Origin of the sequence: Aquidulcibacter sp. (assembly GCF_044346625.1) — a bacterium.
GTDB lineage: Bacteria > Pseudomonadota > Alphaproteobacteria > Caulobacterales > Aquidulcibacteraceae > Aquidulcibacter.
Map to the genome: position 1 here is coordinate 24024 of NZ_JBIIYV010000011.1, position 25649 is coordinate 49672.

General features: G+C 56.1%; 23 protein-coding genes. 12 read left to right on the forward strand and 11 right to left on the reverse strand.

The window, feature by feature from the left end:
- Positions 1 to 31: 31 nt before the first annotated feature.
- Positions 32 to 667 (forward strand): LysE family translocator, encoded by a 636-nt coding sequence (locus ACIQ20_RS04875; protein WP_395777922.1) that lies wholly within the window; start codon positions 32 to 34, stop codon positions 665 to 667.
- A gap of 3 nt (positions 668 to 670) precedes the next feature.
- On the opposite strand, the gene ACIQ20_RS04880 is transcribed toward ACIQ20_RS04875, so the two are convergent.
- From ACIQ20_RS04880 to ACIQ20_RS04890, 3 genes are all read right to left on the reverse strand, one after another.
- Positions 671 to 2308, reverse strand: coding sequence for a stimulus-sensing domain-containing protein (locus ACIQ20_RS04880; RefSeq protein WP_395777924.1), 1638 nt, complete (start codon positions 2306 to 2308; stop codon positions 671 to 673).
- A complete protein-coding gene (locus ACIQ20_RS04885) occupies positions 2259 to 2969 on the reverse strand; it encodes a response regulator transcription factor (protein ID WP_395777926.1) in 711 nt (236 codons plus the stop codon). The genes ACIQ20_RS04880 and ACIQ20_RS04885 overlap by 50 nt, the downstream gene beginning before the upstream one ends.
- Positions 2970 to 3071: 102 nt before the next feature.
- Positions 3072 to 3476, reverse strand: a complete 405-nt coding sequence (locus ACIQ20_RS04890; RefSeq protein WP_395777928.1) for a hypothetical protein — start codon at positions 3474 to 3476, stop codon at positions 3072 to 3074.
- A gap of 204 nt (positions 3477 to 3680) precedes the next feature.
- On the opposite strand from ACIQ20_RS04890, the gene tkt reads away from it, so the two are divergent.
- Positions 3681 to 5651, forward strand: a complete 1971-nt coding sequence (tkt, locus tag ACIQ20_RS04895; RefSeq protein ID WP_395777931.1) for a transketolase — start codon at positions 3681 to 3683, stop codon at positions 5649 to 5651.
- A 2-nt stretch (positions 5652 to 5653) separates the two neighbouring features.
- On the forward strand, positions 5654 to 6649 hold the full coding sequence (locus ACIQ20_RS04900) for a glycosyltransferase family 2 protein (protein WP_395777933.1): 996 nt from the start codon (positions 5654 to 5656) through the stop codon (positions 6647 to 6649).
- On the opposite strand, the gene glmS is transcribed toward ACIQ20_RS04900, so the two are convergent.
- The 4 genes from glmS to ACIQ20_RS04920 form a co-directional block, all read right to left on the reverse strand.
- Entirely contained in the window at positions 6636 to 8459 is a 1824-nt protein-coding gene (glmS, locus tag ACIQ20_RS04905; RefSeq protein WP_395777935.1) for a glutamine--fructose-6-phosphate transaminase (isomerizing), read from the reverse strand. The genes ACIQ20_RS04900 and glmS overlap by 14 nt on opposite strands.
- Positions 8460 to 8593: 134 nt before the next feature.
- A complete protein-coding gene (locus tag ACIQ20_RS04910; RefSeq protein WP_395777937.1) occupies positions 8594 to 9547 on the reverse strand; it encodes an alpha/beta fold hydrolase in 954 nt (317 codons plus the stop codon).
- 59 nt (positions 9548 to 9606) lie between these two features.
- On the reverse strand, positions 9607 to 10077 hold the full coding sequence (locus ACIQ20_RS04915) for a VOC family protein (protein ID WP_395777939.1): 471 nt from the start codon (positions 10075 to 10077) through the stop codon (positions 9607 to 9609).
- 11 nt (positions 10078 to 10088) lie between these two features.
- Positions 10089 to 10628 (reverse strand): DUF2244 domain-containing protein, encoded by a 540-nt coding sequence (locus tag ACIQ20_RS04920; protein ID WP_395777941.1) that lies wholly within the window; start codon positions 10626 to 10628, stop codon positions 10089 to 10091.
- A 109-nt stretch (positions 10629 to 10737) separates the two neighbouring features.
- Between ACIQ20_RS04920 and nth the strand changes: the two genes are divergently transcribed.
- The 3 genes from nth (at position 10738) to ACIQ20_RS04935 (ending at position 13935) form a co-directional block, all read left to right on the forward strand.
- Positions 10738 to 11481: an endonuclease III gene (gene nth, locus ACIQ20_RS04925; protein WP_395777943.1), complete on the forward strand. Its 744-nt coding sequence runs from the start codon at positions 10738 to 10740 to the stop codon at positions 11479 to 11481.
- A gap of 88 nt (positions 11482 to 11569) precedes the next feature.
- On the forward strand, positions 11570 to 13156 hold the full coding sequence (gene purH, locus ACIQ20_RS04930; RefSeq protein ID WP_395777945.1) for a bifunctional phosphoribosylaminoimidazolecarboxamide formyltransferase/IMP cyclohydrolase: 1587 nt from the start codon (positions 11570 to 11572) through the stop codon (positions 13154 to 13156).
- Between the two features lie 11 nt (positions 13157 to 13167).
- On the forward strand, positions 13168 to 13935 hold the full coding sequence (locus tag ACIQ20_RS04935; protein ID WP_395777947.1) for a dienelactone hydrolase family protein: 768 nt from the start codon (positions 13168 to 13170) through the stop codon (positions 13933 to 13935).
- Here ACIQ20_RS04935 and ACIQ20_RS04940 read toward each other — a convergent pair.
- Both ACIQ20_RS04940 and ACIQ20_RS04945 read right to left on the reverse strand, forming a co-directional pair.
- A complete protein-coding gene (locus tag ACIQ20_RS04940) occupies positions 13932 to 15329 on the reverse strand; it encodes an FAD-binding oxidoreductase (RefSeq protein WP_395777949.1) in 1398 nt (465 codons plus the stop codon). The two genes, ACIQ20_RS04935 and ACIQ20_RS04940, sit on opposite strands and share 4 nt — an antisense overlap.
- A 34-nt stretch (positions 15330 to 15363) precedes the next feature.
- Entirely contained in the window at positions 15364 to 16386 is a 1023-nt protein-coding gene (locus ACIQ20_RS04945; protein WP_395777951.1) for an NAD-dependent epimerase, read from the reverse strand.
- Between the two features lie 208 nt (positions 16387 to 16594).
- Between ACIQ20_RS04945 and ACIQ20_RS04950 the strand changes: the two genes are divergently transcribed.
- On the forward strand, positions 16595 to 17020 hold the full coding sequence (locus tag ACIQ20_RS04950; RefSeq protein ID WP_395777953.1) for a hypothetical protein: 426 nt from the start codon (positions 16595 to 16597) through the stop codon (positions 17018 to 17020).
- A gap of 2 nt (positions 17021 to 17022) precedes the next feature.
- Here ACIQ20_RS04950 and lepA read toward each other — a convergent pair whose 3' ends face one another.
- Both lepA and ACIQ20_RS04960 read right to left on the reverse strand, forming a co-directional pair.
- Positions 17023 to 18825, reverse strand: coding sequence for a translation elongation factor 4 (lepA, locus tag ACIQ20_RS04955; RefSeq protein ID WP_313589561.1), 1803 nt, complete (start codon positions 18823 to 18825; stop codon positions 17023 to 17025).
- Between the two features lie 56 nt (positions 18826 to 18881).
- Complete coding sequence (locus ACIQ20_RS04960; protein ID WP_395777956.1) at positions 18882 to 21023, reverse strand: alpha-galactosidase; 2142 nt, start codon at positions 21021 to 21023, stop codon at positions 18882 to 18884.
- Positions 21024 to 21159: 136 nt separating this feature from the next.
- Here ACIQ20_RS04960 and ACIQ20_RS04965 point away from each other — a divergent pair, with 136 nt between their 5' ends.
- The 5 genes from ACIQ20_RS04965 to ACIQ20_RS04985 all read left to right on the forward strand — a co-directional run bounded on the left by ACIQ20_RS04965 (position 21160) and on the right by ACIQ20_RS04985 (position 25641).
- On the forward strand, positions 21160 to 22698 hold the full coding sequence (locus tag ACIQ20_RS04965; protein ID WP_395777959.1) for a sodium/solute symporter: 1539 nt from the start codon (positions 21160 to 21162) through the stop codon (positions 22696 to 22698).
- Positions 22695 to 24161 carry a glycerol kinase gene (locus ACIQ20_RS04970; RefSeq protein WP_395777961.1) on the forward strand — a complete coding sequence of 489 codons (1467 nt, stop codon included), beginning with the start codon at positions 22695 to 22697 and terminating at the stop codon, positions 24159 to 24161. The genes ACIQ20_RS04965 and ACIQ20_RS04970 overlap by 4 nt, the downstream gene beginning before the upstream one ends.
- A 156-nt stretch (positions 24162 to 24317) precedes the next feature.
- Positions 24318 to 24995: a hypothetical protein gene (locus tag ACIQ20_RS04975; protein ID WP_395777963.1), complete on the forward strand. Its 678-nt coding sequence runs from the start codon at positions 24318 to 24320 to the stop codon at positions 24993 to 24995.
- Positions 24992 to 25186 carry a helix-turn-helix transcriptional regulator gene (locus ACIQ20_RS04980; protein WP_395777965.1) on the forward strand — a complete coding sequence of 65 codons (195 nt, stop codon included), beginning with the start codon at positions 24992 to 24994 and terminating at the stop codon, positions 25184 to 25186. Before ACIQ20_RS04975 ends, ACIQ20_RS04980 begins: the two co-directional genes overlap by 4 nt.
- Entirely contained in the window at positions 25183 to 25641 is a 459-nt protein-coding gene (locus ACIQ20_RS04985) for a hypothetical protein (protein ID WP_395777967.1), read from the forward strand. The genes ACIQ20_RS04980 and ACIQ20_RS04985 overlap by 4 nt, the downstream gene beginning before the upstream one ends.
- The last annotated feature ends 8 nt before the right edge of the window (positions 25642 to 25649 follow it).

A 25649-nucleotide genomic window follows, 5' to 3' on the forward strand; every position in this document is an offset into this window, starting at 1 on the left:
CATGCGATCATTTAACGCATAAAATTGCGTCATGATGACACAAGAACTTTTCCTCGGCCTATGCGGCTTTGCCCTCGTTTCCTCAATCACGCCAGGGCCCAATAATCTGATGTTGATGGCGTCAGGCACCAATTTCGGCTTTGCCCGCACTCTGCCTCACATGTTGGGTGTTTCGATTGGCTTTGTTGTAATGACTGTCCTGATCGGCCTTGGCTTGGCGCAAGTCTTTGTAAGCTTCCCGATTGCCTACACGGTCCTGAAAGTCGGGTCAGTGGCCTATTTGATCTATTTGGCTTGGAAGATTGCCACAGCGGCAGCGCCAAAGGGTGATGCGGCTTCGACGGCGAAACCCTTCAGCTTCTTGCAGGCGTGTCTATTCCAATGGGTGAACCCAAAAGCTTGGACCATGTCCCTCATGTCCGTCACCGCTTATGTACCAGCAGATCAGCCAATGATTGGTCTTTTAATTGTGGCTTTGGTGTTTGGCGCAATCAATTTGCCAACAGTTGCCCTATGGGCCTTTCTGGGAATGCAAATGCGGCAATTCCTGCAAGACCCGGTCAAACTACGCGCGTTCAACATCATTGCCGCATTGACGCTTTTAGCGTCGCTTTACCCTGTGGTGACGCACGATTTGCTGGCCCATCCGGCGTTGGCGACACCCTAAGGCTTAGACTGCGGGCAACTCAAGGACGAAGCGCGCACCGCTGCGGTCTTCACGATTTTCAGCCCAGACGGCACCGCCATGGCTCTCGGCAATCTGGCGGGCAATGGCCAAGCCAAGGCCCGAATGTTTGCCAAAGGCGGCTTGGCCTTCTTCCCCGGCACTGGTTGGGCGGTGAGTGTAGAAGCGATTGAAGATGCTCTGCAGGGATTCTTCTGGAATACCGGGGCCTTCATCTTCAACCGTGATCCGGATTACCTTTCCGTCCCGCGCGCCGAGTAAAACAACTTTGCCGTCTGTCGGTGAGAACGACAGTGCATTATCGAGTAAATTCGTCAGAATGCGTGAAATTGCTTCTTCCCGCCCGCTTACCGCCAAGCGGTCTGTCTCATCTGGGTGGCGTACAACAATTTCAACTTCGCGAGCGTGACCAATCGACCCATAGGCTTGAGCCATGTCATCGATCATATCGGCCATAAAGAATTTTTGCTGACTGGCGCGAGCCAGCTCTGCATCCAGGCGGGATGCATTGGCGATATCTGTCACCAAGCGGTCGACCCGTCGGGCATCATTCAAGATAATCGATTCAAGCTTGGCCTTACTACTCGGCGTCGTCGCACGGGGCAGGAGTTCTGCAGCATTGCGGATCGCTGCCAAGGGGTTCTTTATCTCATGGGCTACGTCAGCGGCAAAGCTCTCATTGGCGTCGATGCGGTCTTGCAACGTTGCGGTCATCGCAGCGAGAGCATCTGCCAAATCCCCGATCTCATCTGGCCGCTTTCGAAGCGCATCGGCATCCAATTCCTGTGCCCGGCCGCTGCGCACATTGTCTGCGGCGGCGGCTAAACGGCGCAGCGGCACGGCGATCGACCAAGCCAACATACTAGCAGAGATTGCCGTCACCAAAATGGCAGAGAAAATAAACGGGTAAAGTGCACGCCGTTCTGCTTCTACGATCTCGCTAACGTCACCGCTTTCAAGCGTCAAAACCCCCACGACAGCGCGAATGCGCTGAATGGGGACCGTAACAGAAACAACCCGGCGGCCATCTTCATCAAAGCGTTCGCTTTGAACAATATTGCCTTGCAGGGCGGTGGAAACTTCCCGGATCAGCGCCTTTTTAGGATCGTCACTGGCCCCTTGGATAAAGACCCGCACATTGGAAACCGCTTTGCCTGCTACTTCCCCAATATCGGGTGCTGCAGGCCCTAGTGGAGGCAATTCGCGCACATTGACAATATCATCAAGGATCGTGCTGTCAGCAATCGGGCGCAAGTCGCGGCTGAATAGGCGCAGGCGTGCACCCGGCTCACGTGACAACCGCCTCAGAATAGCTCGGGCGCGGCCCTCATCCAAAACAGGTACGGCGTCAGCTGGAATGGCTGCTTCGGCCAAGACACTGGCAATGGTTGAGCCCTGCGCGCGCAAGGCGTCCATACGCGCCTTTGTCAGGCCAGATCGCAACTCGTTGAACAGAAGTGAGCCCAGCACCAAAATAACGATGCCGGCAAAGTTGGCTATAAAGATAATGCCCGCAATACCGCCACGGCGGCGTTGCCTCCGGGTTTTTCCGAAGGGTGCCTGAGGCTTCCTTTTAGGATTCTTTGTAGCGATAGCCGACCCCATAAAGCGTCTCGATGGCATCAAACTCACCATCAACTTCGCGGAATTTCTTGCGCACACGCTTCACGTGGCTGTCAATGGTGCGGTCATCGACATAGACGCTGTCGTCATAGGCAGCGTCCATCAACTGATCGCGGCTTTTTACAAAGCCTGGCCGTTGGGCGAGCGCTTGCAACAAGAGGAACTCGGTCACCGTAAGGCGAACTGGCTTGCCCTTCCAATAAGAAGCATGGCGATTGGGGTCCATGGTCAAGGAGCCGCGCGTGACGACCTTCTTGTCGTCTTCCGACGGACTTCCTTCATCTTCTACTGCGTCAACTGGGCGAGAGCGACGAAGAACTGCCTTCACCCGTTCCGACAGCAAACGCGTCGAGAAGGGTTTGCGGATGAAATCATCAGCACCGACCGAGAAGCCGATTACCTCATCAATCTCATCATCCTTCGACGTCAGAAAGATAACGGGCACGTCTGAACTTTCCCGAACACGGCGCAATAATTCGACGCCATCCATGCGCGGCATCTTGATATCAAGGATCGCAATGTCAGGCGGGTCCGAGATCAATGCCGGCAGAGCTGTGGCACCGTCCGGATAGGTTCGCACGTCATAACCTTCACTCTGAAACAGAATTTCCAGGGAAGCGCGGATGTTTTCGTCGTCATCGACCAGAGCAATTGTCGTCATAAGCCCACTTATAAGGCGGTTTGTGGCCGCATGTTACCCCTCGCAAGGCAAGATTATGGCGAATAAAGTGTTTATGAGACGCTAAGCTGCGCAAATAAAAGGCTAGCTTGCCTTAGCGCGCTCTTCCAAGTCGAGCATCTCGTCAAGATAGGCCATGGCTAGATCTGTCAGCTCAAACTGCGGTTCGGTCCAAAAGTCCTCAACCCCACTCGGAATGGCGGCATCTAGGACCGCGTGAATTTCGCTTTCATCATCATTCCACAGGATGGACACATCAGCCAAGCGAGCGGCTTCGCGCCCAAGGCTTTGGGTTATCACCGCATCATCCATGCGCTTGGCGCTGACCCGCAATAGCGTCAAGCCACCACCAATATCCTCCGAAATGTCCGCATAGGACAGGATTGCATTGAGCAAAGCCCCTGAAGGCGGGGCCACTGGCACGGCCACTGGGGCAGTCTTTGGCTTAGCGGCGCGACGACGGGACTTTGGGTAAGATAAGATGGTCATGTTCAGGTCTCACTCTGTGTGTGAGTTGGTTATGCACCGCCACTACGACAAAATCGGGCGTAGAATTTGACCACAATGAGTCTGCAATGAGTCCACCGATTATTTGGAGGAGGCCTTGGGCGGATGAGGTGCCGTTCACCATTGTTAGGCAGCAGCGAGTCCTATATGCGGTCCGTCAATCAGCCGACGAAAGTTCCCGCTCCCATGACCAGCCATACAGACCTTGCAAACGCCATCCGCTTTCTTTCGATGGATGCCGTTCAGGCGGCCAATTCTGGCCACCCCGGTATGCCCATGGGCATGGCAGATGTGGCAACAATCCTGTTCACCAAGTTTCTGAAATTCGACGCCAAGGCCCCGAACTGGCAAGATCGCGACCGCTTTGTGCTCTCGGCTGGCCACGGCTCGATGCTGATTTACTCACTGCTTCATCTTACTGGCTATGAAGCCATGACGATGGACCAATTGAGGCGCTTCCGCCAAATGGGTGCCCTTACAGCGGGCCATCCTGAATATGGCCATGTGCCAGGGGTTGAAACGACAACCGGCCCCCTAGGCCAAGGCATTTCAACTGCCGTCGGCATGGCAATGGCCGAAGCCCATTTGCGGGCAACTTTGGGCGCAGATGTTTGCGACCATCACACATGGGTTATCGCGTCGGACGGCGACTTGATGGAGGGGATCAGCCATGAAGCGATTTCCTTGGCAGGCCACCTCCGCCTGAACCGCCTGATCGTTTTATGGGACGATAATGAGATCTCCATCGATGGGGCTTTGTCGGTGGCCGAGACCGGCGACCAGCTTCAGCGCTTTGATGCCGCTGGCTGGCAAACAAGTCGGGTTGATGGCCATGATCCAGTTGCGCTGGAAGCGGCTATGACCGCGGCCATTTCGTCTGACCGGCCGGTCCTGATTGCCTGTCGCACCCAAATCGGCTTTGGCTCTCCCAATTTGGCAGGAACCGCCAAGACGCACGGGTCGCCGCTTGGCGCTGGCGAGATTGAAGCGACACGCAAAGCGCTTAACTGGCCACATGCACCATTTGTTGTGCCCGACGAAATTCTAGCTGACTGGCGCGCCGCTGGCAGTCGCGGAGCGCAAGCCCATGCAGATTGGCAAGCACGCTTGGCAAAGCGCGCGGATCGCACTGCAATCGGCGACCTTTTGAACTCAAAGATCGACCATGCGCAACTGCGCACCCTCATCGAAGCCTATTGTGCCACAATGGCCGACAAAGCCCCTTCACTTGCGACCCGCGAGAGCTCTGGGGCAGCCTTGGAAGTTTTGGTTCCAGCCCTTGACCTGCTCATGGGCGGTTCGGCGGATTTGACCGGTTCGGTCAACACAAAAGTAGCCGGCATGAAAGGCTTTGGGGCGAACGCCTATCAAGAGCGCTACGTCCATTATGGCGTGCGCGAACATGGCATGGCGGCGGCCATGAACGGCATGGCCCTACATGGCGGCGTGGTGCCCTATTCTGGAACCTTCCTCGTGTTTGCCGACTATTTACGTCCAGCCCTGCGCCTAGGTGCACTGATGGAAATTCGCACCATCCATGTCTTGACCCATGACAGTATTGGCTTGGGCGAAGATGGGCCAACCCACCAACCTGTTGAAACCTTGGCTTCCTTGCGGGCCATCCCCAATGTCAACGTATTCCGCCCTTGTGATCCCGTTGAAGTCGCTGAATGCTGGGAATTAGCTTTGCTGGCCCCGAAGACTCCATCGGTCTTGTCCTTGACCCGCCAAAAGCTCGCCTTCCAACGCAAAGACGGCTCGCCAACCAATCGCAGTGCACAGGGTGCCTATGTATTGTCACCAACGAGCCTGCCAGAAAAAGCGGTCTTGATCGCAACGGGTTCAGAAGTTGAGATTGCGATGAACGCCCAAGCCAAATTGGCGGAAGCCGGGATTGGCGTGCGTGTAGTGTCAGCCCCTTGCCTCGAGTTATTTGAGAGCCAAACTTCAGCCTATCAGAACGAAGTTCTTGGTGGCGATCTTCCGAAGATCGCAATAGAAGCGGCCGTTCGCTTCGGCTGGGATCGCTGGATTGGCCCGACGGGGACCTTTATCGGCATGAAAGGCTTTGGTGCGTCTGGGCCTTATCAAGCCCTCTACGCCCATTTCGGCATCACCAGCGAAGCCATTTGTGCCGCCGTTGAGGCGCTTGGCTGATCTTGGCTGAGCCACGCGTCTCGATCCTTATCGTCGCTTACAAAAGCAGGGCGCACTTACCGCGCTTGTTTGATTGTCTCGACGCGCAGACTTTTTGCGATTTTGAGACGATACTGATCGACAATGCTTCGCCAGACGGCACCGGTCCCGATGTGGCAACTCAAGCGCGCGCGACCCAATTTGTAGCGAATGCGCACAATACAGGCTTTGCAGCGGCCAATAATCAAGCAGCTAGGCTCGCCCGCGGTCATTGGGTGATCTGCCTCAACCCGGATGCCTTTCCAGAGCCAAACTGGCTCGAGGCGCTAATGGCCGCAATCAAGGTTTACCCGGATGTGACAGCCTTTGGCTCCACCCAGATCCTGGACGAGGATGCGCGCCTATTGGATGGGGCGGGCGATGTCTATCATGCATTTGGCATTCCCTTCCGAGGCGGCTATCGCAAGCCTTGGCCAAGTGACTTGGTCGATGGGCAGACCTTTAGCCCATGTGCAGCAGCTTCCATGTGGCGTGCAGACCAGTTTGCCCAGTTAGGCGGGTATGAGGAAAGCTTCTTTTGTTACTGTGAAGACGTTGACCTCGGCTTTCGTCACCGTTTGGCGGGTGGCCAGGTCATTCAATTGGCTGACGCACATGTCCGTCATTTGGGCTCTGCGTCCAGCGGGCGTTTGTCAGAATTTGCCGTCTATCACGGCACGCGCAATAGGCTTTGGACTTTTGTCCGCAATATGCCGGTGGCCCTGTTTTGGTTGTTGCTGCTGCCCCATCTAGGGGCAACCCTCTTGTTGTGGGCGCACACGGCTTGGCGCGGCGCAGGCGGCGCCTATGGCCGTGGATTGGCAGATGGCCTCAAAGGGTGGGGCACTGCTTGGCAAGCCCGAAAAGCCATCCAAGCCAATCGCAAAGTCAGCCTAAGAGCTTTAGCTGGCCAATTTGCCTGGTCGCCATTTACCCTTTTGAAGCGCGCGATTGTCCTGCGTCAGATCACTCGACCGTAACGGACTTCGCGAGGTTGCGGGGCTGATCTACGTCTGTACCTTTGGCCACTGCGACATGATACGCCAGTAAGTGGATCAAAGGCGAATAGACAATCGGGGCCACAAATGGATCGGCTTTTGGTGCCTCGATCGTATAGCGCGCGACATCGCCTGCTTCTTCAATCCCCAGAGCATCCGAGAACAACGTCACACGACCCTTGCGCGCCGCAATTTCTTGCACGTTCGAGATGGTCTTTTCAAACAAATGGTCATGCGGAGCGATGGCAAAGACCGGCGTAACTTCGTCGATCAAGGCAATCGGACCATGCTTCAACTCACCTGACGCATAGCCTTCGGCATGAATATAGCTGATTTCCTTGAGCTTTAGTGCCGCTTCCAACGCTATCGGATAAGCCATGCCGCGACCAATATAGAGAATCGACCGGGCGTGACTGGCTTCTTCTGCTGCTGCCGCAATGGTAGATTCAACCTTGAGAGCTTCACGAATAAGGCGCGGGGTTTCCATCAACAGATGCGCCAGACGGCGCTCTTCATCGCGGTCAATCTTCTTGCGAGCCAAAGCTGCGGCAACCGAGATTGCTGCAAGGGCAGACAATTGCGCCACAAAAGCTTTTGTTGAGGCCACACCGATTTCAGGCCCGGCCAAGGTCGGCAGCACGGCATCTGCTTCGCGCGCGATCGAGCTTTCAGGAACATTGACGACTGCAATCGTCTTCCAACCCTTCCGCTTGCACAAACGTAGCGCCTCTAACGTATCGGCAGTCTCACCCGACTGGGAGATAAACAAGGCCGCAGCACGTCCAGCTGCTACGGGCTCGCGATAGCGGAACTCTGAGGCGATGTCGGTTTCACACGATAGCCCTGCCACTTGCTCGAACCAGTATTCGCCAACACGGCCTGCCAAATAAGCGGTGCCACAGCCGATGATCCACAACTGGTCGATCTGGGCGAAATCAACACCAAAGTCCGGCAATGTCACGCGCTCTTCCAAAGGGTCGACATAATAGCCGATCGTGCGGGCGGCAGCATCGGGCTCCTCGTGGATTTCCTTTTGCATATAGTGGCGATAATTGCCCTTTTCGACGGCTGCAGCACTTGCGGCCACAGACTTGATCGGACGCTCAACAGGATTGCGCGCCACATCATAGATGGCATGGCACGTCCGGCTTAGGACAACGAGGTCGCCCTCTTCCAGATAGATGACACGGTTGGTGAATGGGGCAACGGCAATCCCGTCTGAGCCCAAATACATCTCACCTTCGCCAACGCCGACCACCAAAGGGCTGCCCTGGCGCGCGCCGATTAGCAAATCCTCCTCACCTGTAAACAGGCAAGCAATTGCAAAAGCACCACGCACCCGCTTCAGTGCCTCAATCACCGCATCCTTTGGGCTCGCGCCCAAATCGAGCGCACGCGAGACCAATTGCGTGATTACTTCTGTATCGGTTTCAGAATCAAAGGTACGGCCTTCGGCTTCAAGCTCTGCCCGCAGGGTACGAAAGTTCTCAATTATGCCATTATGAACCACGGCGACCCGATTGGTCGCGTGGGGATGGGCGTTGCGCTCCGATGGGGCACCGTGGGTGGCCCAGCGCGTATGGCCGATGCCAATAAGGCCGGGCAAAGGCGACGTCACCAACACATCTTCTAAATTCTTGATCTTGCCTTGGGCGCGACGACGCTCAATCTTGCCATCGACCAAGGTTGCGATCCCGGCGGAATCATAACCGCGATATTCAAGCCGCTTCAGCGATTCAATGAGACGGGCAGTCACAGCCTCTTTGCCCAAGATTCCAATAATGCCGCACATCTATAAGCGCCTTTCAAGTCTTGCGAGACCTATATGAGTGCAGTGTAGATAGAAACCTTCACCCTGACGCGCCACCCCCTCCACTGTCACTCTTGGTGACAGCGCGTTGCACCCTTTTTCTCAAGCAAGTGCGATCAGGGCAAGGGCTTTGGATAGACTTGCTGGAGGAAGGCCTCGACTTCCTTCGACGTGGCGAGCGCAACCTCTTCCTGGGGCAAGTGACCAATATTTGGGTAGGCGACCAGCCTGGAACCCTTGATCTCTTGGGTAAAACGCTTGGCGTCTGCGAACGGAATCCAGGGATCGGCCTCACCCCAAATCACCAAGGTTGGCGCAGTAATGGTTGGGATTTGCTGATAGGCTCCGGGTGCATCGGGGCCCGCCCGCATCCGGGCAAGCGTGGCTTGACGATTACCTTCGCGCATCAAAAGGTCATGATAGCGCTTCACCATTTCTGGCGTCACCAAAGCATCATCCACCATCACTTGCTTGAGGTTGGATTCAATCATGCCCTTAGTGCTGACACGGGAGAACACGTCACCAAGAATTGGTGCACGTGCCAAACGAAAGATAAGGGGTGGCTTGCCTGTATCGCGGGGGTAGCCAGCTGCGTCCACCAGAATAAGGCCTGCGACTTTTTCAGGGTGGGCCAATGCATAGCGCCAAGCCACAGCACCACCCATGGAATTACCACCCAAGACAAAGCGATCGACTTTGAAATGCTGCGCCAAATCGTCCACGACCTGCACATAGGTTGTGCCGGAATAGACCCCACTCTTTGAGGGCCCGGTCAGACCATGGGCAGGAAAGTCAAAACTGATCACCCGCCAATTGTTTTTGAGTTGTCCCACCCAAGGCTCCCACGTATGGAGGGAAGCATTGGAGCCATGGGCGAGGATCAGCACGGGGGCATCACGCTTGCCTTCATCCCGGACGTGTAGGCGGACGCCATCACTGATGGTGATGAACTGCGAAGTTGGCGAGGTATAGCGGGCCTCAACGACTGCACGCGGCAAATCGGGGCTGCAAGCCACAGACATCATGCCAGCCAGAGCCACCCCTATCAAAGCCAAAAATCGTTTATGCATCACGTCTTCCTCCCCAATCATCTTTTTGTCTGTCGTTTGCGGACTTTAGACCAAGCCTCTCACCAAGAGCCAATATTGGCGGCGCTGGCCCAAGGCTCTTGTGGGGCCAAAGCGGCACCACGTTGCAAGAGTTCAACTGAAATGCCGTCTGGTGAACGAACGAACGCCATATGACCATCCCGCGGCGGGCGGTTGATGATGACACCACGCGCTGCCAGATGAGCGCATAAACCATAGATATCCTCGACCCGATAAGCCAAATGGCCAAAATTACGGCCGCCTTCATAAGCATGCTCATCCCAATTGTAGGTCAGTTCTACCATCGGCAAGCCGCCAGGAAGGCCGCTTTGTGGGGCCTCGCCTTGCGCTCTGAAACGATCTGCATCGACGGGGCCCGCCAAAAACACCAAAGTAAAGCGCCCCTTCTCATTCTCGGTCCGGCGAAGCTCAACCAGACCCAAGCCACCGCAGAAGAATTCCAAGGCGGCGTCCAAATTGCCGACGCGGATCATGGTGTGCAGATATTCCATCTTGAGACCTTTCAAACAGTCACTTCTGTTGGGTAGCGCTCGTCGCGGGCTTGTTCTAGCGCGGCTTTGAGGGCGGCGGCAAATGCGACGCGTTCTGGCGGTGACAGACAAGTTGCTAAGGGCAGCCTAGCCCCGCCGGCAGATAGAGTCACTTGGGTCTCGTATTCGTTGAGTTCATCTACAATAACGCGGGCAAAACTGGGGCTAACGCGCCACCACCCTACCCTACCACGATGACACGTCTTAGAGATTGCCACTTGCGCGGCACTCACCTTCACCGTTTCGCATTCCCGAGCCCCCGCTTTGAAGTTCACCTTAAACGCCAGATAGACCAAGATGATATCCAAGCCGAAAAAGCCGATCACAGGCCAGGCACCAATCGCAAGAAAGGCAAGGCCTGAGAAAAAACTCATGGCCGCTAAGGACAGCATCACAATCCGAAAACCATTTACCGAGAGCGATCGGTTGGGGCGCAGCACGGCGTCCATATAAATGGCGTCACGCTGATCAAATTCTGGGGCATCGGAAAGGGCGGTGATCGACGTGCTCATGACGCCTAAGCTAGCGCAAACTTTCCGAAAGCACAGTTGAAGAATGTAGTAAGTCCATGACTTCGTGGAGGGGCTAGCGACTACGTCCACAATTGGCTATGGCGGGCATATGGCCACAAAAGCAAAAGTCACAAAATCGAAACTGAAAGTCGCCGAGATTGCAGCCCTTTATGCGCAATTGGCGGCAGAGCGCCCCGATCCTCGCACCGAGCTGGACTATACAGACCCCTATACGCTGGTCGTGGCAGTCGCCCTTTCGGCTCAAGCGACGGATGTCGGGGTCAATAAGGCGACCAAGCGCTTGTTTGCAGTCGCAGATACGCCTGAAAAAATGGTGGCTTTGGGCGAAGAGGGTGTTGCGAGTTACATCAAGACCATTGGTCTATGGCGCAACAAGGCGAAAAATGTGATCGCCTTGTCTGAGCTGTTGCTAGAAAAATATGGCGGCGAGGTGCCCCGCAGCCAAGATGCCTTGACTGAGTTGCCAGGTGTTGGCCGCAAGACGGCCAATGTCGTGCTGAACGAGGCCTTTGGTGAGCCGACTATTGCCGTCGATACACACATCTTCCGCGTCTCGAACCGGACTGGCCTTGCACCTGGGAAAAACCCAGATCAGGTTGAAGCGGTGCTGGAGCGCGTGACACCGGACACCTACAAAAAGGGTGCGCATCACTGGCTGATCCTACATGGCCGTTATGTCTGTGATGCGCGAAAGCCTGCCTGTTGGCGCTGTGGTATTGCAGAGATTTGTAAGTTCAAGACCAAGACACCTAACCCTGCTGACGCCCCCAAAAAAGTGAAACCTGCGGTGAAGAAGCCAGTCAAAAAAGTGACCAAACCGCCCGTTGTTTGAGGCTGTGCACCCCTGTCGCCACAGGCTGATTCGCAGCCTATAAGCGGCGCTTCTCATTTGTGTTCACCCTCCGCCGGAGCCTTAAATCATGTCAACTATCCGTCCCGTCCGCAGGGCCCTTATCTCGGTTTCGGATAAGACAGGTCTGATTGAAACGGCGCGGCAATTGGCCGATCAAGGGGTGGTTCTGGTTTCTACCGGCGGAACCAGTAAAGCACTGGCAGCAGCAGGCTTGGCTGTCATCGATGTGGCGGATGTAACAGGCTTTCCCGAAATGATGGATGGCCGGGTGAAGACCTTGCATCCAGCGGTCCACGGCGGCCTTTTGGCCCTGCGCCATGTTGCCGATCATGAAGCCGCGATGACCCAACACGGGATTGAAGGGATCGATCTCTTGTGGGTCAATCTCTATCCGTTCGAGGCGACTTTGGCGTCTGGGGCCGACTTTGAGACCTGTGTTGAGAATATCGACATTGGTGGGCCTGCGATGATCCGGGCGGGGGCTAAGAATTTCGATTGGTGTGCTGTGGCAACCGATCTGGACGATGTGCAAAAGGTCCTGGCCGATATGACGGCCCATGGCGGCACAGAGGAAATCACGCGCAAACAATTGGCAGCAAAAGCCTATGCCCGCACCGCCGCCTATGATGCGGCGATTTCGGGCTGGTATGCTGGTCAAGTCGGTGATGCCTCACCCGATTGGCGCGCGTTTGGTGGTCCGAAAGTCCAAAGCCTGCGCTATGGTGAGAACCCCCATCAAGTCGCAGCTTTCTATGCGACAACCGAGAAGCGTCCGGGTGTGTCAACCGCCCGTCAATTGCAAGGCAAAGAACTCTCCTACAATAATCTCAACGATACTGACGCTGCCTACGAATTGGTCGGTGAATTTGATGCAAGCGAAGCCGCTGCCGTGGCCATTATTAAGCACGCCAACCCGTGTGGCGTCGCGATTGGGTCGTCACTGACGGACGCTTACTTGCGTGCTTTGGCCTGTGACCCGGTTTCAGCTTTTGGCGGTATTGTGGCCTGTAATCGCAAATTGGATGGCGCAGCAGCCGATGAGATCGTCAAAATCTTCACCGAAGTTGTCATTGCCCCCGATGCCGATGAAGATGCGCAGGCCATCTTTGCCAAGAAGAAGAACCTCCGCCTCCTGCTGGCGGGTGGTTTGCCTGACCCCACCCAAGCTGGCCTGACCTTCCGTACCTTGGCGGGCGGCTTCTTGGTCCAGAACCGCGATACCGGGCGCATTTTGGCACCAGACCTTAAAGTGGTGACCAAGCGTGCCCCAACGGCGCAGGAGCTAACCGACATGCTGTTTGCCTTCCGGGTCGCCAAGCATGTGAAGTCAAACGCGATTGTTTATGCCAAGCACGGCGTCACCGCCGGCATTGGTGCTGGGCAAATGAACCGGCGTGATTCAGCGCGTATTGCTGCCGTTCGCGCCGTTGAAGCAGCTGAGACCGCAGGGTGGAGCCAAGCGGCCACCATCGGGTCTGCTTGTGCTTCTGATGCCTTTTTCCCTTTTGCCGACGGCTTGTTACAGGCTGTTGAGGCTGGCGCGACAGCCGTTATCCAACCAGGCGGCTCGATCCGCGATGATGAAGTGATTGCAGCGGCAGACGAGGCCGGCATCACCATGGTGTTCACAGGCATGCGCCACTTCCGGCACTAAAGGCGGGGATGATGAAGAAGTTTCCTCGCGAAACATTAGATGCTCGCGCACAACGCCTGCTTCCCTTCTGCCAGATTGTTCGGCCAGAGGGGCAAGGCCCGTTTCCGACCGTTTTTTTGTTTCACGGGTGCGGCGATCCCGATGGTCCACAACCGGGCTATGCTAAAGCTGCGGCGGCCAAGGGCATTGCCAGTGTCGTGGTGGATTCCTACCGCCCTCGCGGTATCAGCCTGATAGAAGCACGCATGCTCATTTGCTCGGGCATGCGTCTGTGGGGTCGGGAGCGCGCAGGCGACTTGATCTCGCTGATGCATTGGGCGCGTAGCCAAGACTGGGTGCAGGCAGATCGTCTCGCCGCAGCGGGCTGGAGCCATGGCGGCTGGACGGTGATGGACGCCTTGGCCTTGGGCGCAGAAGTAGCAGAGTTTGCGGACCTAGTGGGCGTACCTGCTGACCCGCTTGAAGGATTAACCACGGCATTTCTGGTCTATCCTTGGTGTAGCCTTGGGGCACAAACGCTGCGAAGGGGTTGGCAAAAGCCCATACCGGCTTTCCTGATGTTGGGTGAGAATGACACACTGTCTGGTACCAGGTACCCCCTCAAGGCCGCAGACAAAGTTCGCGGTACCGGTGCGCCGGTCGAGACCCATATTTATCCCGGTGCCACCCATTCATTTGACGAAGAAACCTCGGTCAATCCAACGTTTCGGTTCAATCCCGCCCAAACCGCAGACGCACAGGCGCGCTTTGCTGACTGGATGGCCCGTCAACTACTTTAGAGTAGTACGCGCGGGTTCATAATATTTTTAGGGTCAAAGCTGGCCTTAATCGCGCGCATGAGGGCCAAATGGGCCTCAGGCTCCCGCCGCAGAAACTCATCGCGACGGCTGATGCCAATGCCATGTTCGGCCGAGATCGAGCCGTTGAACGACATCGCAACGTCATGGACCGCCTCATTCATCTGCGGTACCAGTGCCTTATAGGCCTGTGATGACATCGTGCCGGGCTGGATCACATCGTAGTGGATATTGCCATCGCTACAGTGGCCAAAAGCCACAATCCGTGCACCGGGTACTACCTTTTCTGCCGCGGCATCGGCGAGAGTCAGGAAAGCCGGTATCTTGGAAACGGGGACCGAGACATCGTGCTTCGCCGCTACGCCTTCCGGCTTTTGGCACGCACTCATCTCCTCGCGCAAATACCAGAAGGACTTTGCCTGCGCCTCATTCTGGGCGACGACAGCGTCAAGGGCGAGCCCTGCCTCAAGGGCTGAGGCGAGCGCATCTTCCACTTTCTCGACCAGATCGGCATTGGCCCCCTCAAACTCTACCAAGGCCAGCCAAGGCGGCACATCGGCAAAGGGGACCCGCACATTGGCGATGTTTTTGAGCGCGAGCGAGACGCCCAGATGGTTCATCACTTCAAACGCGGCCACCGCTGCGGTCTCGGCTTCAAGGCGATGCAGCAGTTCGACAGCTTGCTCGGGCGTTTCCAAGGCCAACAAAGCAACGGTCATGTAGCGGGGTTGGGCAACCAGCTTCAGCGTTGCAGCGGTAACCAGACCCAAAGTCCCCTCGGCCCCGATGAATAACTGCTTGAGGTCGTAGCCCGTATTGTCTTTGCGCAAGGCCGAAAGGCCCTCATAGAGCGACCCATTAGGCAGCACAGCCTCAAGCCCCAAAATCTGGGCGCGCATCATGCCGTGACGACGCACATGGACACCACCGGCATTGGTCGAAATCAGGCCCCCAATGGTGGCCGAGCCCTCTGAAGCCAAACTCAACGGGAAGCGCTTGCCGATTTGACGCGCCGCTTCTTGGACTTGGGTTAAGATCACACCGGCTTCAGCCACGATGGCATCATCGACCGGATCGACCGAGCGAATGGCATTGAGGCGCTTGGTGGAAATCAGCACTTCACCTTGAGGAATTTGAGCGCCCACGAGGCCTGTATTGCCGCCTTGCGTGGTAACGGCCAAACCCGCCTCGTTGCATTGGCTGATAATCATTTGCGCTTCAGCGGTTGAGGAAGGCATCAGCAAGATCGGCGCAGCCCCACTCCAACGGTCGCGCCACTCAATCAAATGTGGAGCGATCAGGTCAGGATCTTCCGTCCAGCCTTGCGGCCCGACGAAATCTTTAATGCGGGTCAAGGTCGAAAACTGCGCGTCCATTTGCGGCCTATCGTTTCGTGACGAAAAGGGGGCGTTAGAGCCCGTGATACTGGCGGTACCAATCCACAAAGGCATTTACGCCGACTTGGATAGGTGTGGAGGGTTTATAGCCGATTGCCGCGACAAGTGCAGTAACATCTGCGGAAGTATCGGGGACATCACCGGGCTGAAGCGGCAGCATTTCCAGGATGGCCTTCTTGCCCACCGCATTTTCGATGGCGGCTATATAGTCCGCTAACAAGACCGGGCTGTTATTGCCGATATTATAGATGCGGAAAGGCGCTGACGACGTGGATGGGTCCGGCGCGTCACTGTCCCAATTCGGATTTGGTGCAGCAATCTGGTCGCTTATGCGGACAACACCTTCAACAATATCATCAACATAGGTGAAGTCGCGGCTGTGATGGCCAAAATTGAAGACCTGGATTGGCTCTCCCGCGAAGATCGCCTTCGTGAACAAATAAGGTGACATATCGGGCCGGCCCCACGGGCCATAAACTGTAAAGAACCGCAAACCTGTGGTCGGCAAGCCGAACAAATGGCTGTAAGAATGGGCCATTAATTCATTGGCGCGCTTGGTTGCCGCGTAAAATTGTAACGGATGGTCTGCGCCATTGGTTTCAACAAAGGGCATATGCGTGTTGCCGCCATAGACACTCGACGTGCTGGCATAAGTCAGATGCGCAATTTTGTGGGCCCGACAGGCCTCCAAAATATTGGTGAAACCAACGATGTTAGACGCAACATAAGCGCGTGGATTATCTAACGAATAGCGCACGCCGGCTTGAGCAGCCAAATGGATCACACGGTCAAACGCGTGGTCCGCAAAACACGCGTCGACTGTGGTGTGATCACCCAAGTCCGCACAGATGAAGGTGAAACTACCCGGGGCCTCTGCAGCAACGCGCTCTAACAGGGCTAAGCGGGCCCCTTTCAGAGCTGGGTCATAATAGTCATTGACGATATCAAAGCCCACGACGTCATCACCGCGCCGCACCAAGGCAGCAGCAGTATGAAACCCGATAAAGCCGGCAGCCCCAGTGACCAGCACGCGCATCTTTCCGTCCCTCACAATTGGGCCAACTTTCAGGTGGCACCAGCTCAATGAAGTGCCGTCGGCCAAACCCTGTACCCACCCGCGCATCATCGCTGGATTGGTGCACGAATGCCACCGTCTCAAGCAGACAACATGACCAAGTAGGTAATTGTAATCCGGCTTGCCCGTCTGTTAAAGTGCCACAGGTTTGAGGGAAGGGGGACAGATCATGTCAGCAATCTGGCGGCAGTGGTTGACGGTTTGGTGCTATTTGGTTCTGGGTCTGGGCGTCATCTTTGCGGGAAGCGCCTGGCCACAAACAGATGCGGCGGTCCGCCTTTTCTATGATGTGATTTATTGGCCATTGGATGGGCAGAGCGGGTGGCATGAAAGCTTGCGCCTCACCGCAGCCATTCTCGGTGCCGTGATGATGGGATGGGCCCTGACCCTGCTCACGCTCGTGCAAACGGCGTTGAAGCAGCCAAACCTGTCGCTTTGGCGACCGATGACGGGGGCGATTTTGGTTTGGTGGGGTGTCGACAGCACCATTTCTGTTGCCCTGAACACGCCGGGAAACGCCATCTCCAATACCGGTTTCTTATTGCTTTATCTGATCCCGGTTTTCGCAAGCGGTGTTCTTAAAAAGCAGGTCTGAACTTAGTCGGCGTCCATTTTCAAAGCAGCGATGAAGGCTTCTTGCGGGATATCGACGCTGCCGAATTGGCGCATGCGCTTCTTACCGGCCTTTTGCTTATCCAAAAGCTTGCGCTTGCGGCTGGCGTCGCCGCCATAGCATTTCGCCGTCACATCCTTGCGCATGGCCGAGATGGTTTCCCGCGCAACCACGCGGCCACCAATGGCGGCTTGGATGGGGATTTTAAACAAATGCTGCGGGATAAGGTCCTTCAGCTTCTCGCACATAGAGCGCCCACGCATTTCAGCGCGGCCGGCATGGACCAGCATCGACAGGGCATCAACGGGCTCTTCATTCACGAGAATGGACATTTTGACCAGATTGCCGGGCTTATAATCCTCAATCGTATAGTCGAACGAGGCATAGCCTTTTGAGATGCTCTTCAAGCGGTCATAAAAGTCAAAAACGACTTCATTCAAAGGCAATTCATAGACCAACATCGCACGCGTGCCGACATAGGTCAGCTCGCGTTGGTTGCCACGGCGATCTTGGCACAATTTCATAATGCCACCCAGATACTCGTCCGGGGTTAGGATGGTCGCCTTAATCCAGGGCTCTTCAATTGCCTCAATCGCCATCACATCGGGCATGTCGGCTGGATTGTGCAAATGAAGCGTCTCGCCATTCTTCATCTTGATCTCATAGACAACCGAAGGGGCGGTTGCGATCAGGTCGAGATTAAACTCGCGGCTCAGGCGCTCTTGAATGATCTCCAAATGCAGGAGACCCAAGAAGCCGCAGCGGAACCCAAAGCCTAGAGCCGCACTGGTTTCCATTTCGTAGGAGAAACTGGCGTCATTCAGGCGCAGCCGGCCCATCGCGGCGCGCAAATCTTCAAAGTCGGCGGCATCAACTGGGAACAGGCCGCAGAACACCACCGGCTGGGCAGGCTTAAAGCCCGGCAGCATGCTGGTCGTTTGACGACGCTCTTCTGTGATTGTGTCACCAACCGCTGCATCAGCCACTTCCTTGATTGAAGCGGTCAAGAAGCCGATTTCGCCGGGTCCCAATTCGTCTACTTCGGTAATCTTGGGCTTAAACACGCCAACGCGGTCAAGGGCGTAATTGGCCCCCGTCGCCATCATGCGGACCTTCATGCCCTTTTTCATCACGCCATCAATGATGCGGACAAGAACCACAACGCCCAAATATTGGTCGTAGTAAGCGTCCATCAAAAGAGCCTTCAACGGCGCATCGCGGTCGCCTGTCTTGGGAGGCGGCAAGCGGGTGATAATGGCTTCCAGAACATCCTCAATGCCGAGCCCAGTTTTGGCCGAGATCATCACGGATTGAGAGGCATCGATCCCAATCACTTCTTCGATCTGCGCCTTGACGCGATCAGGTTCTGCGGCGGGCAGATCAATCTTGTTCAGGACCGGCACGATCTCTAGATCAGCATCAATCGCTTGATAGACATTGGCCAAGGTCTGAGCCTCTACGCCTTGGCTGGCGTCCACCACCAAGAGGGCGCCTTCGCATGCTGCTAAAGAGCGCGAGACTTCATAAGCAAAGTCGACATGGCCCGGGGTGTCGATCAGATTTAGGATATAGTCTTGACCCTCACGCTGGAACTCGAGGCGCACGGTTTGCGCCTTGATCGTAATGCCACGCTCACGCTCAATATCCATGCTGTCGAGCACTTGTTCCTTCATCTCACGCTGGGTGAGGCCGCCGGTCAATTGGATCAGGCGGTCTGACAAAGTGGACTTGCCATGGTCAATATGGGCAACGATGGAAAAATTACGGATGTTTTCACGGGGAGTCATGGGGTCGACATAGCCTGACAGGCCCGCAGGGGAAAGGGCCAGATACCGTTAAGCAATCAATCTGGCCCCAGCGCGCGCAGATGGAAGATCAATACTTGCTCGGGGGCCGTCAACGGCAGGCCTAAGCCGACCTCTTGTAACAGCCGACCTGGCAGCACTTGGCCTTCGCCCGTCAGATCCAACGCTTCCACACTCGAGCCAGCCGACCACGATCGGAATTTGCTTGGCCAAGCCAGTTTCACGCGATAGCTCCTGTCTGGGTCGAGGCCGTGGAACAGGACGCGCGGCAACAGGCGCTGCACCTGACTTCGCATAATCGCTATGGAGAAAAGGGCTTCGGTCTGATCTTGCGCGATCACACCCATACCCATCAGCTCGTCTGAAGTCTTTAAGCGCACCAGATTGCCGGTATGCAGCAGGTCTCGGTGCGCCTTATGGCATGCAATCGCCTCTTTCAGGATCGAAAGCTCAGCTTCAGACTCTTCCAACAGATTGAGCTCAAGGCCCATATGCCCAATCATAGCCGTCCCTGCCCGCATCGCCATGGAAAGCGTGCGTCCGGTGATATGGCAGCGGCGCGGCCCGACATGGGCGCCTAGAACTTCCAGTGGGAAGAAGAAGCTGGCCCCACGCTGGATATCTTGGCGGTCGAGCGCATCATTGCTGTCCGACGTCCAAATCCGGTCGGTATAGCTCAACACCCCATAATCAGCGCGTGCGCCACCTGAGGCGCAGGATTCAAACTCAACGCTCGGGTGGGCGACGCGCAGGCGCTGCAACAAGGCATAAAGCGCATCAACTTGGGCGTGCGAGCGCTGATAGCCTCGGTGATCGCCTGGATGGCTGATGTCGCGGTTCATGTCCCATTTGACATAGGCAATCTCATGGTCGCGCAGCACAGCATCGATCCGCTCAAACAGATAGTCGGAGACCTCTGGCCTGGAGATATCCAGCACGAGTTGGTTCCGGAATAGCACTTGCTCGACCTGGGCCAAGCCCAGCACCCAGTCGGGATGGGCGCGATAGAGGTCAGAATCTGGATTGACCATTTCAGGCTCAAACCAAATGCCCATCTCCATGCCCAGCCCGGTGACATAGTCAATCAGCGGCTTTAGGCCCTCGGGATAGACATCTGCCGACACATACCAATCGCCCAGCCCTGAAGTATCATCGCGGCGGGAGCCAAACCAGCCATCATCGAGCACAAACCGCTCGACGCCAACCGCCGCTGCGCGATCAGCGATGGCCTTGAGGCGGTCGAGATCATGGTCAAAGAACACCGCTTCCCACGTATTATAGTGGACGGGGCGCACCTTGGCGCGGGTCTCTGGTCGCAATATCTGACGGCGGACATGGGCATGGAAATGCTGACTGAGACCCGAGAGGCCTTCACGGCTATAAGCGGCATGAATGATTGGCGCGTGGAAAGTTTGACCCTGTTCTAAGCGGATCTCACCGGGTCCGAGCAGGGCCCCAAGCCCTATAAACACCCGTCCATCATGGAGACTATCCACCCGGATACGATGATTGCCGCTCCAGCCCAAATGCAGACCATAAGCCTCACCCTGGCTCTCATCCGTCGTGTCGGTACATAAAATAATGGCGGGAAGCCCGTCATGCGAGGTGCGGCCCCGACGGCTTTCGCGCAGATAGGTGCCCGCAAAGCGCTTGATGCGTTCGCGCTGAAATTCCAAGGCCCAGCGGCCCGTAAATCCGATCAGATCCGTCATGTGATTGGCGATGGGCAGCACCGCTGTGGTGCATTCGGTGACTTCAAGTGGGCCTTCGCCCAAATTAGTCAGGGACGAATTAACAGTCAGAACTCCCGTTACCGCATTGAGGCGCAAATCATAGGTCAGACCAATCTGGGTGTGGTCATCGCGGCAAAAAATCTGAATGCGATCGGTGTCGACAGCGGTTTCTGTGACCACAAACCGGCTACCCCAATCTTGCCCGGCCCGGTGCACGACCACACCCGTTGGCCCGAGGAGGCCGAGGCCTGCCTCCATCGCCAAGGATGCGGACACAAAGACGTCGGCACTGCCCGGCCCGCCTTGATAGCTGGCGAGCGCCTTAAGGAGCGTTGGGTCAACATTATCAGGTAATCTTGGGCCCCAATGCAGGATTGCAGGTGGAGCCCCGAGCTTTACCGCCACCACCAAACTCGCCCCACCGCCGTGCAGGATCAGATTATCCATAATGTTATTGTTCCTAAAACTAAGTCTGCCAAGTCTCGCACGGAAAGCCCGCTTTTATTTTCCATTTCCGAAGCTTGCCTCAGGCGGAAGGGCTTACTAGTGTCAGCGGCTAAAGAAAAGGCAAGGGGGAAATGCCATGTTTCAAGGCAGCGCGTCGGCGTTACAAATTGGTATTTTCTTCGGGCTAACCGCCCTCATCGCCATCCTGACCTATTGGAAAGTACATGGCGCAGGGGCTGGCCATAAGGATCGGCAGAAGGACGGCGGAACTACCCGAGAAGTCTTTCTCGCAGGGGGTGGCCTGTCTTGGCTGTTTGTCGCTGGCGCCATCACGCTAACCAACCTCTCGACCGAGCAATTGGTCGGCATGAATGGCAATCAGATGCTCTTGCTAGCTTGGTGGGAGATTTGCGGCTTCTTTGGTCTCCTTATTTTGGCCTTTGTCTTTGTGCCCATCTACTATCGGAACAATTGTACCACCGTGACGGAGCTGTTGGAGAAGCGCTATAAGGGCGGCAGCATCCGCACCGTGATTTCTGCGCTGTTCCTGATCGGCAATGTGCTGATCTATTTGCCAGCGGCGCTTTATAGCGGCAGCTTGTTCCTGCAAACCATGTTTGGTGTCGACTGGTCGCTTTTGTGGTTTGCGGCACCTATGGCCATTATTGCTGCCCTTTATACCATCACCGGCGGCCTGCGGGCGGTGGCGGTGATGGATACCTATTCTGGCATTGGTGTTCTGGCGATTGCGTTTCTTGTTGTGATCTTGGCGATGGCCGCGGTCAATTTTGATCTGGTATCTGGCGTTCCCGAAGAGCGCATCTCCATGATCGGCTCCTTCACCTCGCCCATTCCGTTCCACACGCTGTTTACCGGCATGTTGTTCATCCAAATCTTCTATTGGTCGACCAACCAGAACATCACCCAAAAGGCCATGACGGCCCCCACCGTGCAAGAAGCCCAAAAAGGGGTTTTGGCTGCTGCTGTCGTGCGTATCCTGATCATCCCCGCAATCGTGGTGATCCCCGGCGTTGTAGCTTACAAGCTTTTTGGCAGTGTGGGAGACGCCGCTTATGGCAAGCTTGTTGCCCACGTGTTGCCGTCTTGGATGTCGGGTGCCTTTGCCGCCATGATGGCCGCTGCGGTGATCGCTCATACCAGCGCTATTCTAAATTCCAGCGTCGCGCTTTATTCCATCGACTTCCATGAGAAGTTCATCGGTACGGTGAAGAACCATTGGCGCCTGGCAGCGATTGCCTCCGCCGTTTTGACGGTGACCTCAATTGCGCTGATACCCGTGTTCCAGAATGCCAAGAGCATCATCAATCTCTTGCAAGAGTTGAATGGCCTCTTCTCCATGCCCATCCTGTCTGCCTTTATTGCAGGGCTGTTGTTCCGCAATGTCGATGCGCGGGCAGCGATTGCTGGCCTTGTGTTTGGCTTCCTGCTCTATGGCTTCCACAATTTCGTGCTGTACAAGCCTGACACCTTGTATCCGGGCGAGACCTTCTATCAGCACATCGGCCTTTATTGGCTGCACTATATCGACGTGATGCTGATCGTCTTGATCACCTCAGTCATCACAGCCTTGAGCGTCAATCGCTGGGTGTTTGGCAATAAGGCCGTGTTCATTTTCAGCGCCAAGGGGCGCGCGATGAGGGCGTTGGAACCATGAGCGGTAAGATCCTTGTTATTGATGAAGGCACCACCTCCACCCGCGTGATGCTGTTTGAAGCCGATGGTACCTGCCTCGGCAGCGCGCAACGGCCTTTGACCCAGCACTATCCGGCACCTGGTTTGGTCGAACATGATGCCGAGGAAATCTGGACCCTCACTTTGGCCTGTGCGCAGGAGATGGTGACGAAGGCGGGTGGGGCCTTACAGATTGCCGGCATTGGCATCACCAACCAGCGCGAGACCATCGTGTTTTGGGACAAGACGACGGGCAAGCCTTTGGCCCCTGCCATTGTGTGGCAAGACCGTCGGACGGCCGATTTGTGTCAGGCTCTGAAAGATCAAGGTCAAGAAGCCATCGTGCAGGCCAAGACCGGCCTCTTGCTCGACCCCTATTTCTCCGGCTCCAAGATCGGCTGGGCCCTGAGTAATTGGCCTCAACTCGAAGCGGCAGGGGACAAGCTCGCAGTTGGAACAATTGAGAGCTATCTGGTCTATCGCCTGACCGGTGGCGCCCACATTTCAGACGCGACCAATGCCTCGCGCACGGCGCTGATGGCTATTGGCAGCGCGGGTTGGGATGATGGCCTATGTGACCTTTTCGGTGTGCCACGGCACATCTTACCCCAGATCGTCGATTGCGCCGGGCCGTTAGGCCAAACGCTGCCTGAGCTGTTCGGCGGCTCCATTGCCATTTCCGGCATGGCCGGCGACCAACAAGCCGCAACCATTGGCCAAGCCTGCTTAGAGCCCGGCCAGACCAAAGCAACCTTTGGCACCGGCGCCTTTGTCCTGACCCAGACCGGCCGGACACTGCCGCAATCCAAGAACCGTTTACTCGCGACCATTGCGTGGCAATTGGACGGCGTGCGCCATTATGCACTGGAAGGATCGGTCTTTGTGGCCGGAAGCCTGATGCAATGGCTGCGCGATGATTTGGGCCTGATCGAGCGGGCCTCAGATTCTGAAGGCCTTGCGCGCGCTGTGCCAGACAATGGCGGGGTCTATCTCGTGCCTGCCCTATCGGGCCTTGGCGCACCCCATTGGCAGCCCCATGCCCGCGGCGCGATCCATGGCCTCAGCTTCTCTGCCAAGAGGGCCCATGTGGTGCGTGCGGCCCTAGAGGCCATGGCGCACCAGACCTTTGACCTCAAGACCGCTTTTGCGGCTGACGGGGCCGATTGGGCCGAAGTCCGGATTGATGGCGGCATGGTTGCGAACGACTGGATGGCGCAGGATCTCGCTGATATTCTGACTATTGATGTCGAGCGTCCGCGTTTCATCGAGACAACGGCTCTGGGTGCTGCCATGCTCGCAGGCGTTGGCTGTGGGCTTTATGGCTCGCTGGAAGAGGCAGCAATCATGCGGGGCCAGGTTGAGCGCTTTAGCCCCGCAATGGCCGATCCAGTCCGCCAAACCCGTCTCAGCGGCTGGGCCGATGCCCTCAAGCGCGTCCTAGATTAAGTCCCTAGATTCAAGGAACTGACAAGCAGTCCTGTCTTTTTGACAAGGGTGCTTGACATTACCTTGCCGATGTGTGACAAGTGTCCTTGTCATAATAGCAAGGAAGCCTGACATATGTCGGAGGTTATCAATCAAAAGCGACCGGGAAACCCTTGGATGAAATTCGTGGTCAGTACCGCGATTTGGGCGGTCGTGGGCGGGATTTCCGGTTATCTGATTGCCACTCATACTAAGGGAACCAAGGTTGAGGATGTCGCACGGTTTGTTTTCGAACGAGATTTTGTTCCTTATATGAGCGCCTTGTTGGGCTTCCTCTTGCTTGGTGCCTATATTGCGTCCGCCATCATCTTTGCGCTCGCTATCGTCAACAAGCGTGTCGCCAACAATCGTGCCTTGACTGGTGGCCTCGGCACTAGTCCCTCCGCTCGCAAAGCTTACCCTTATCTTGTGGCGTTTTACGTCGCTTACGCAGCACTACTTGGCATCCTGACTTTCTACGAATTTCATCCTAAGGGACCTTCGAGCATGTCTTGGCCCCTGTTCTTGATTGGCCTCGCAAGTGGTGTTGCCATGGTTTGGACCGGCCACAGACTTTGGTTCCTTTTGGATGAATTCTTTCGAGCAATTTGGCTGGAGGCTGGGGCGCTAGCATCCTACATCATGGTGACCATACTCCTCGTCGCAGGTTCCGCCGTGGCAACAGGCCTGATGCCCGCCGTTTCGCTCTACTCGGGCCTTGTCCTCTACCAAATCATCTATCTGATCGCCTACGGCTGGGTGGTAAGCAAGCGAGACCCCACGATGCTCGAAGTGGAGGAGCCAGAGGACGCATGAAAAACCGTCTCAAAGTTCTCCGTGCCGAGCGGGATTGGTCGCAATCTGATCTCGCGGACGCACTCGACGTCTCCCGCCAAACCATCAACGCCTTGGAAACAGGGAAATACGATCCCTCCCTGCCCTTAGCCTTCAAGATTGCGCGTCTATTTGCGTTGCCGATTGAGGCCATCTTTGAGGATACCCCATGAACGATACCTCCTCCTTGCCCAAAAAAGCGAAATGGTCGCGACAGGCCAAGATCAATGTCTATATCGTCGGCTCGCTCTTGGCTGGGGGCGCGATTGGCTTCTTGGTGCGTTTAAATGCGGCAACCGGACCCAGTGGCCTATTCATCGGACTAATAAGCCTCGCCATGATGATCGGGGTTGGTGCGACCATTTACTACACTAAACTCCTCGATGAGTTGGCCCGTCACACGCATGAAGCGGCATTTTATTGGAGCGCCGTGTTCTCGCTCGCAATCTGCTTTGTGCCAATTGCCGCCCTCATCGGCTTCCCCAAGTTTGCGTTGCCTAGCCTAGAGATCCTGCTCGGCACCAAAACCCATGCCTTCGCGGCTGGCATGGCCGCGTCCATTCTGGTCCTTCTTGTATCTTACTTCGCCATTTGGACGCACCTTTGGCTCAAACGAAATCGGGCCTGAGCCAGCCC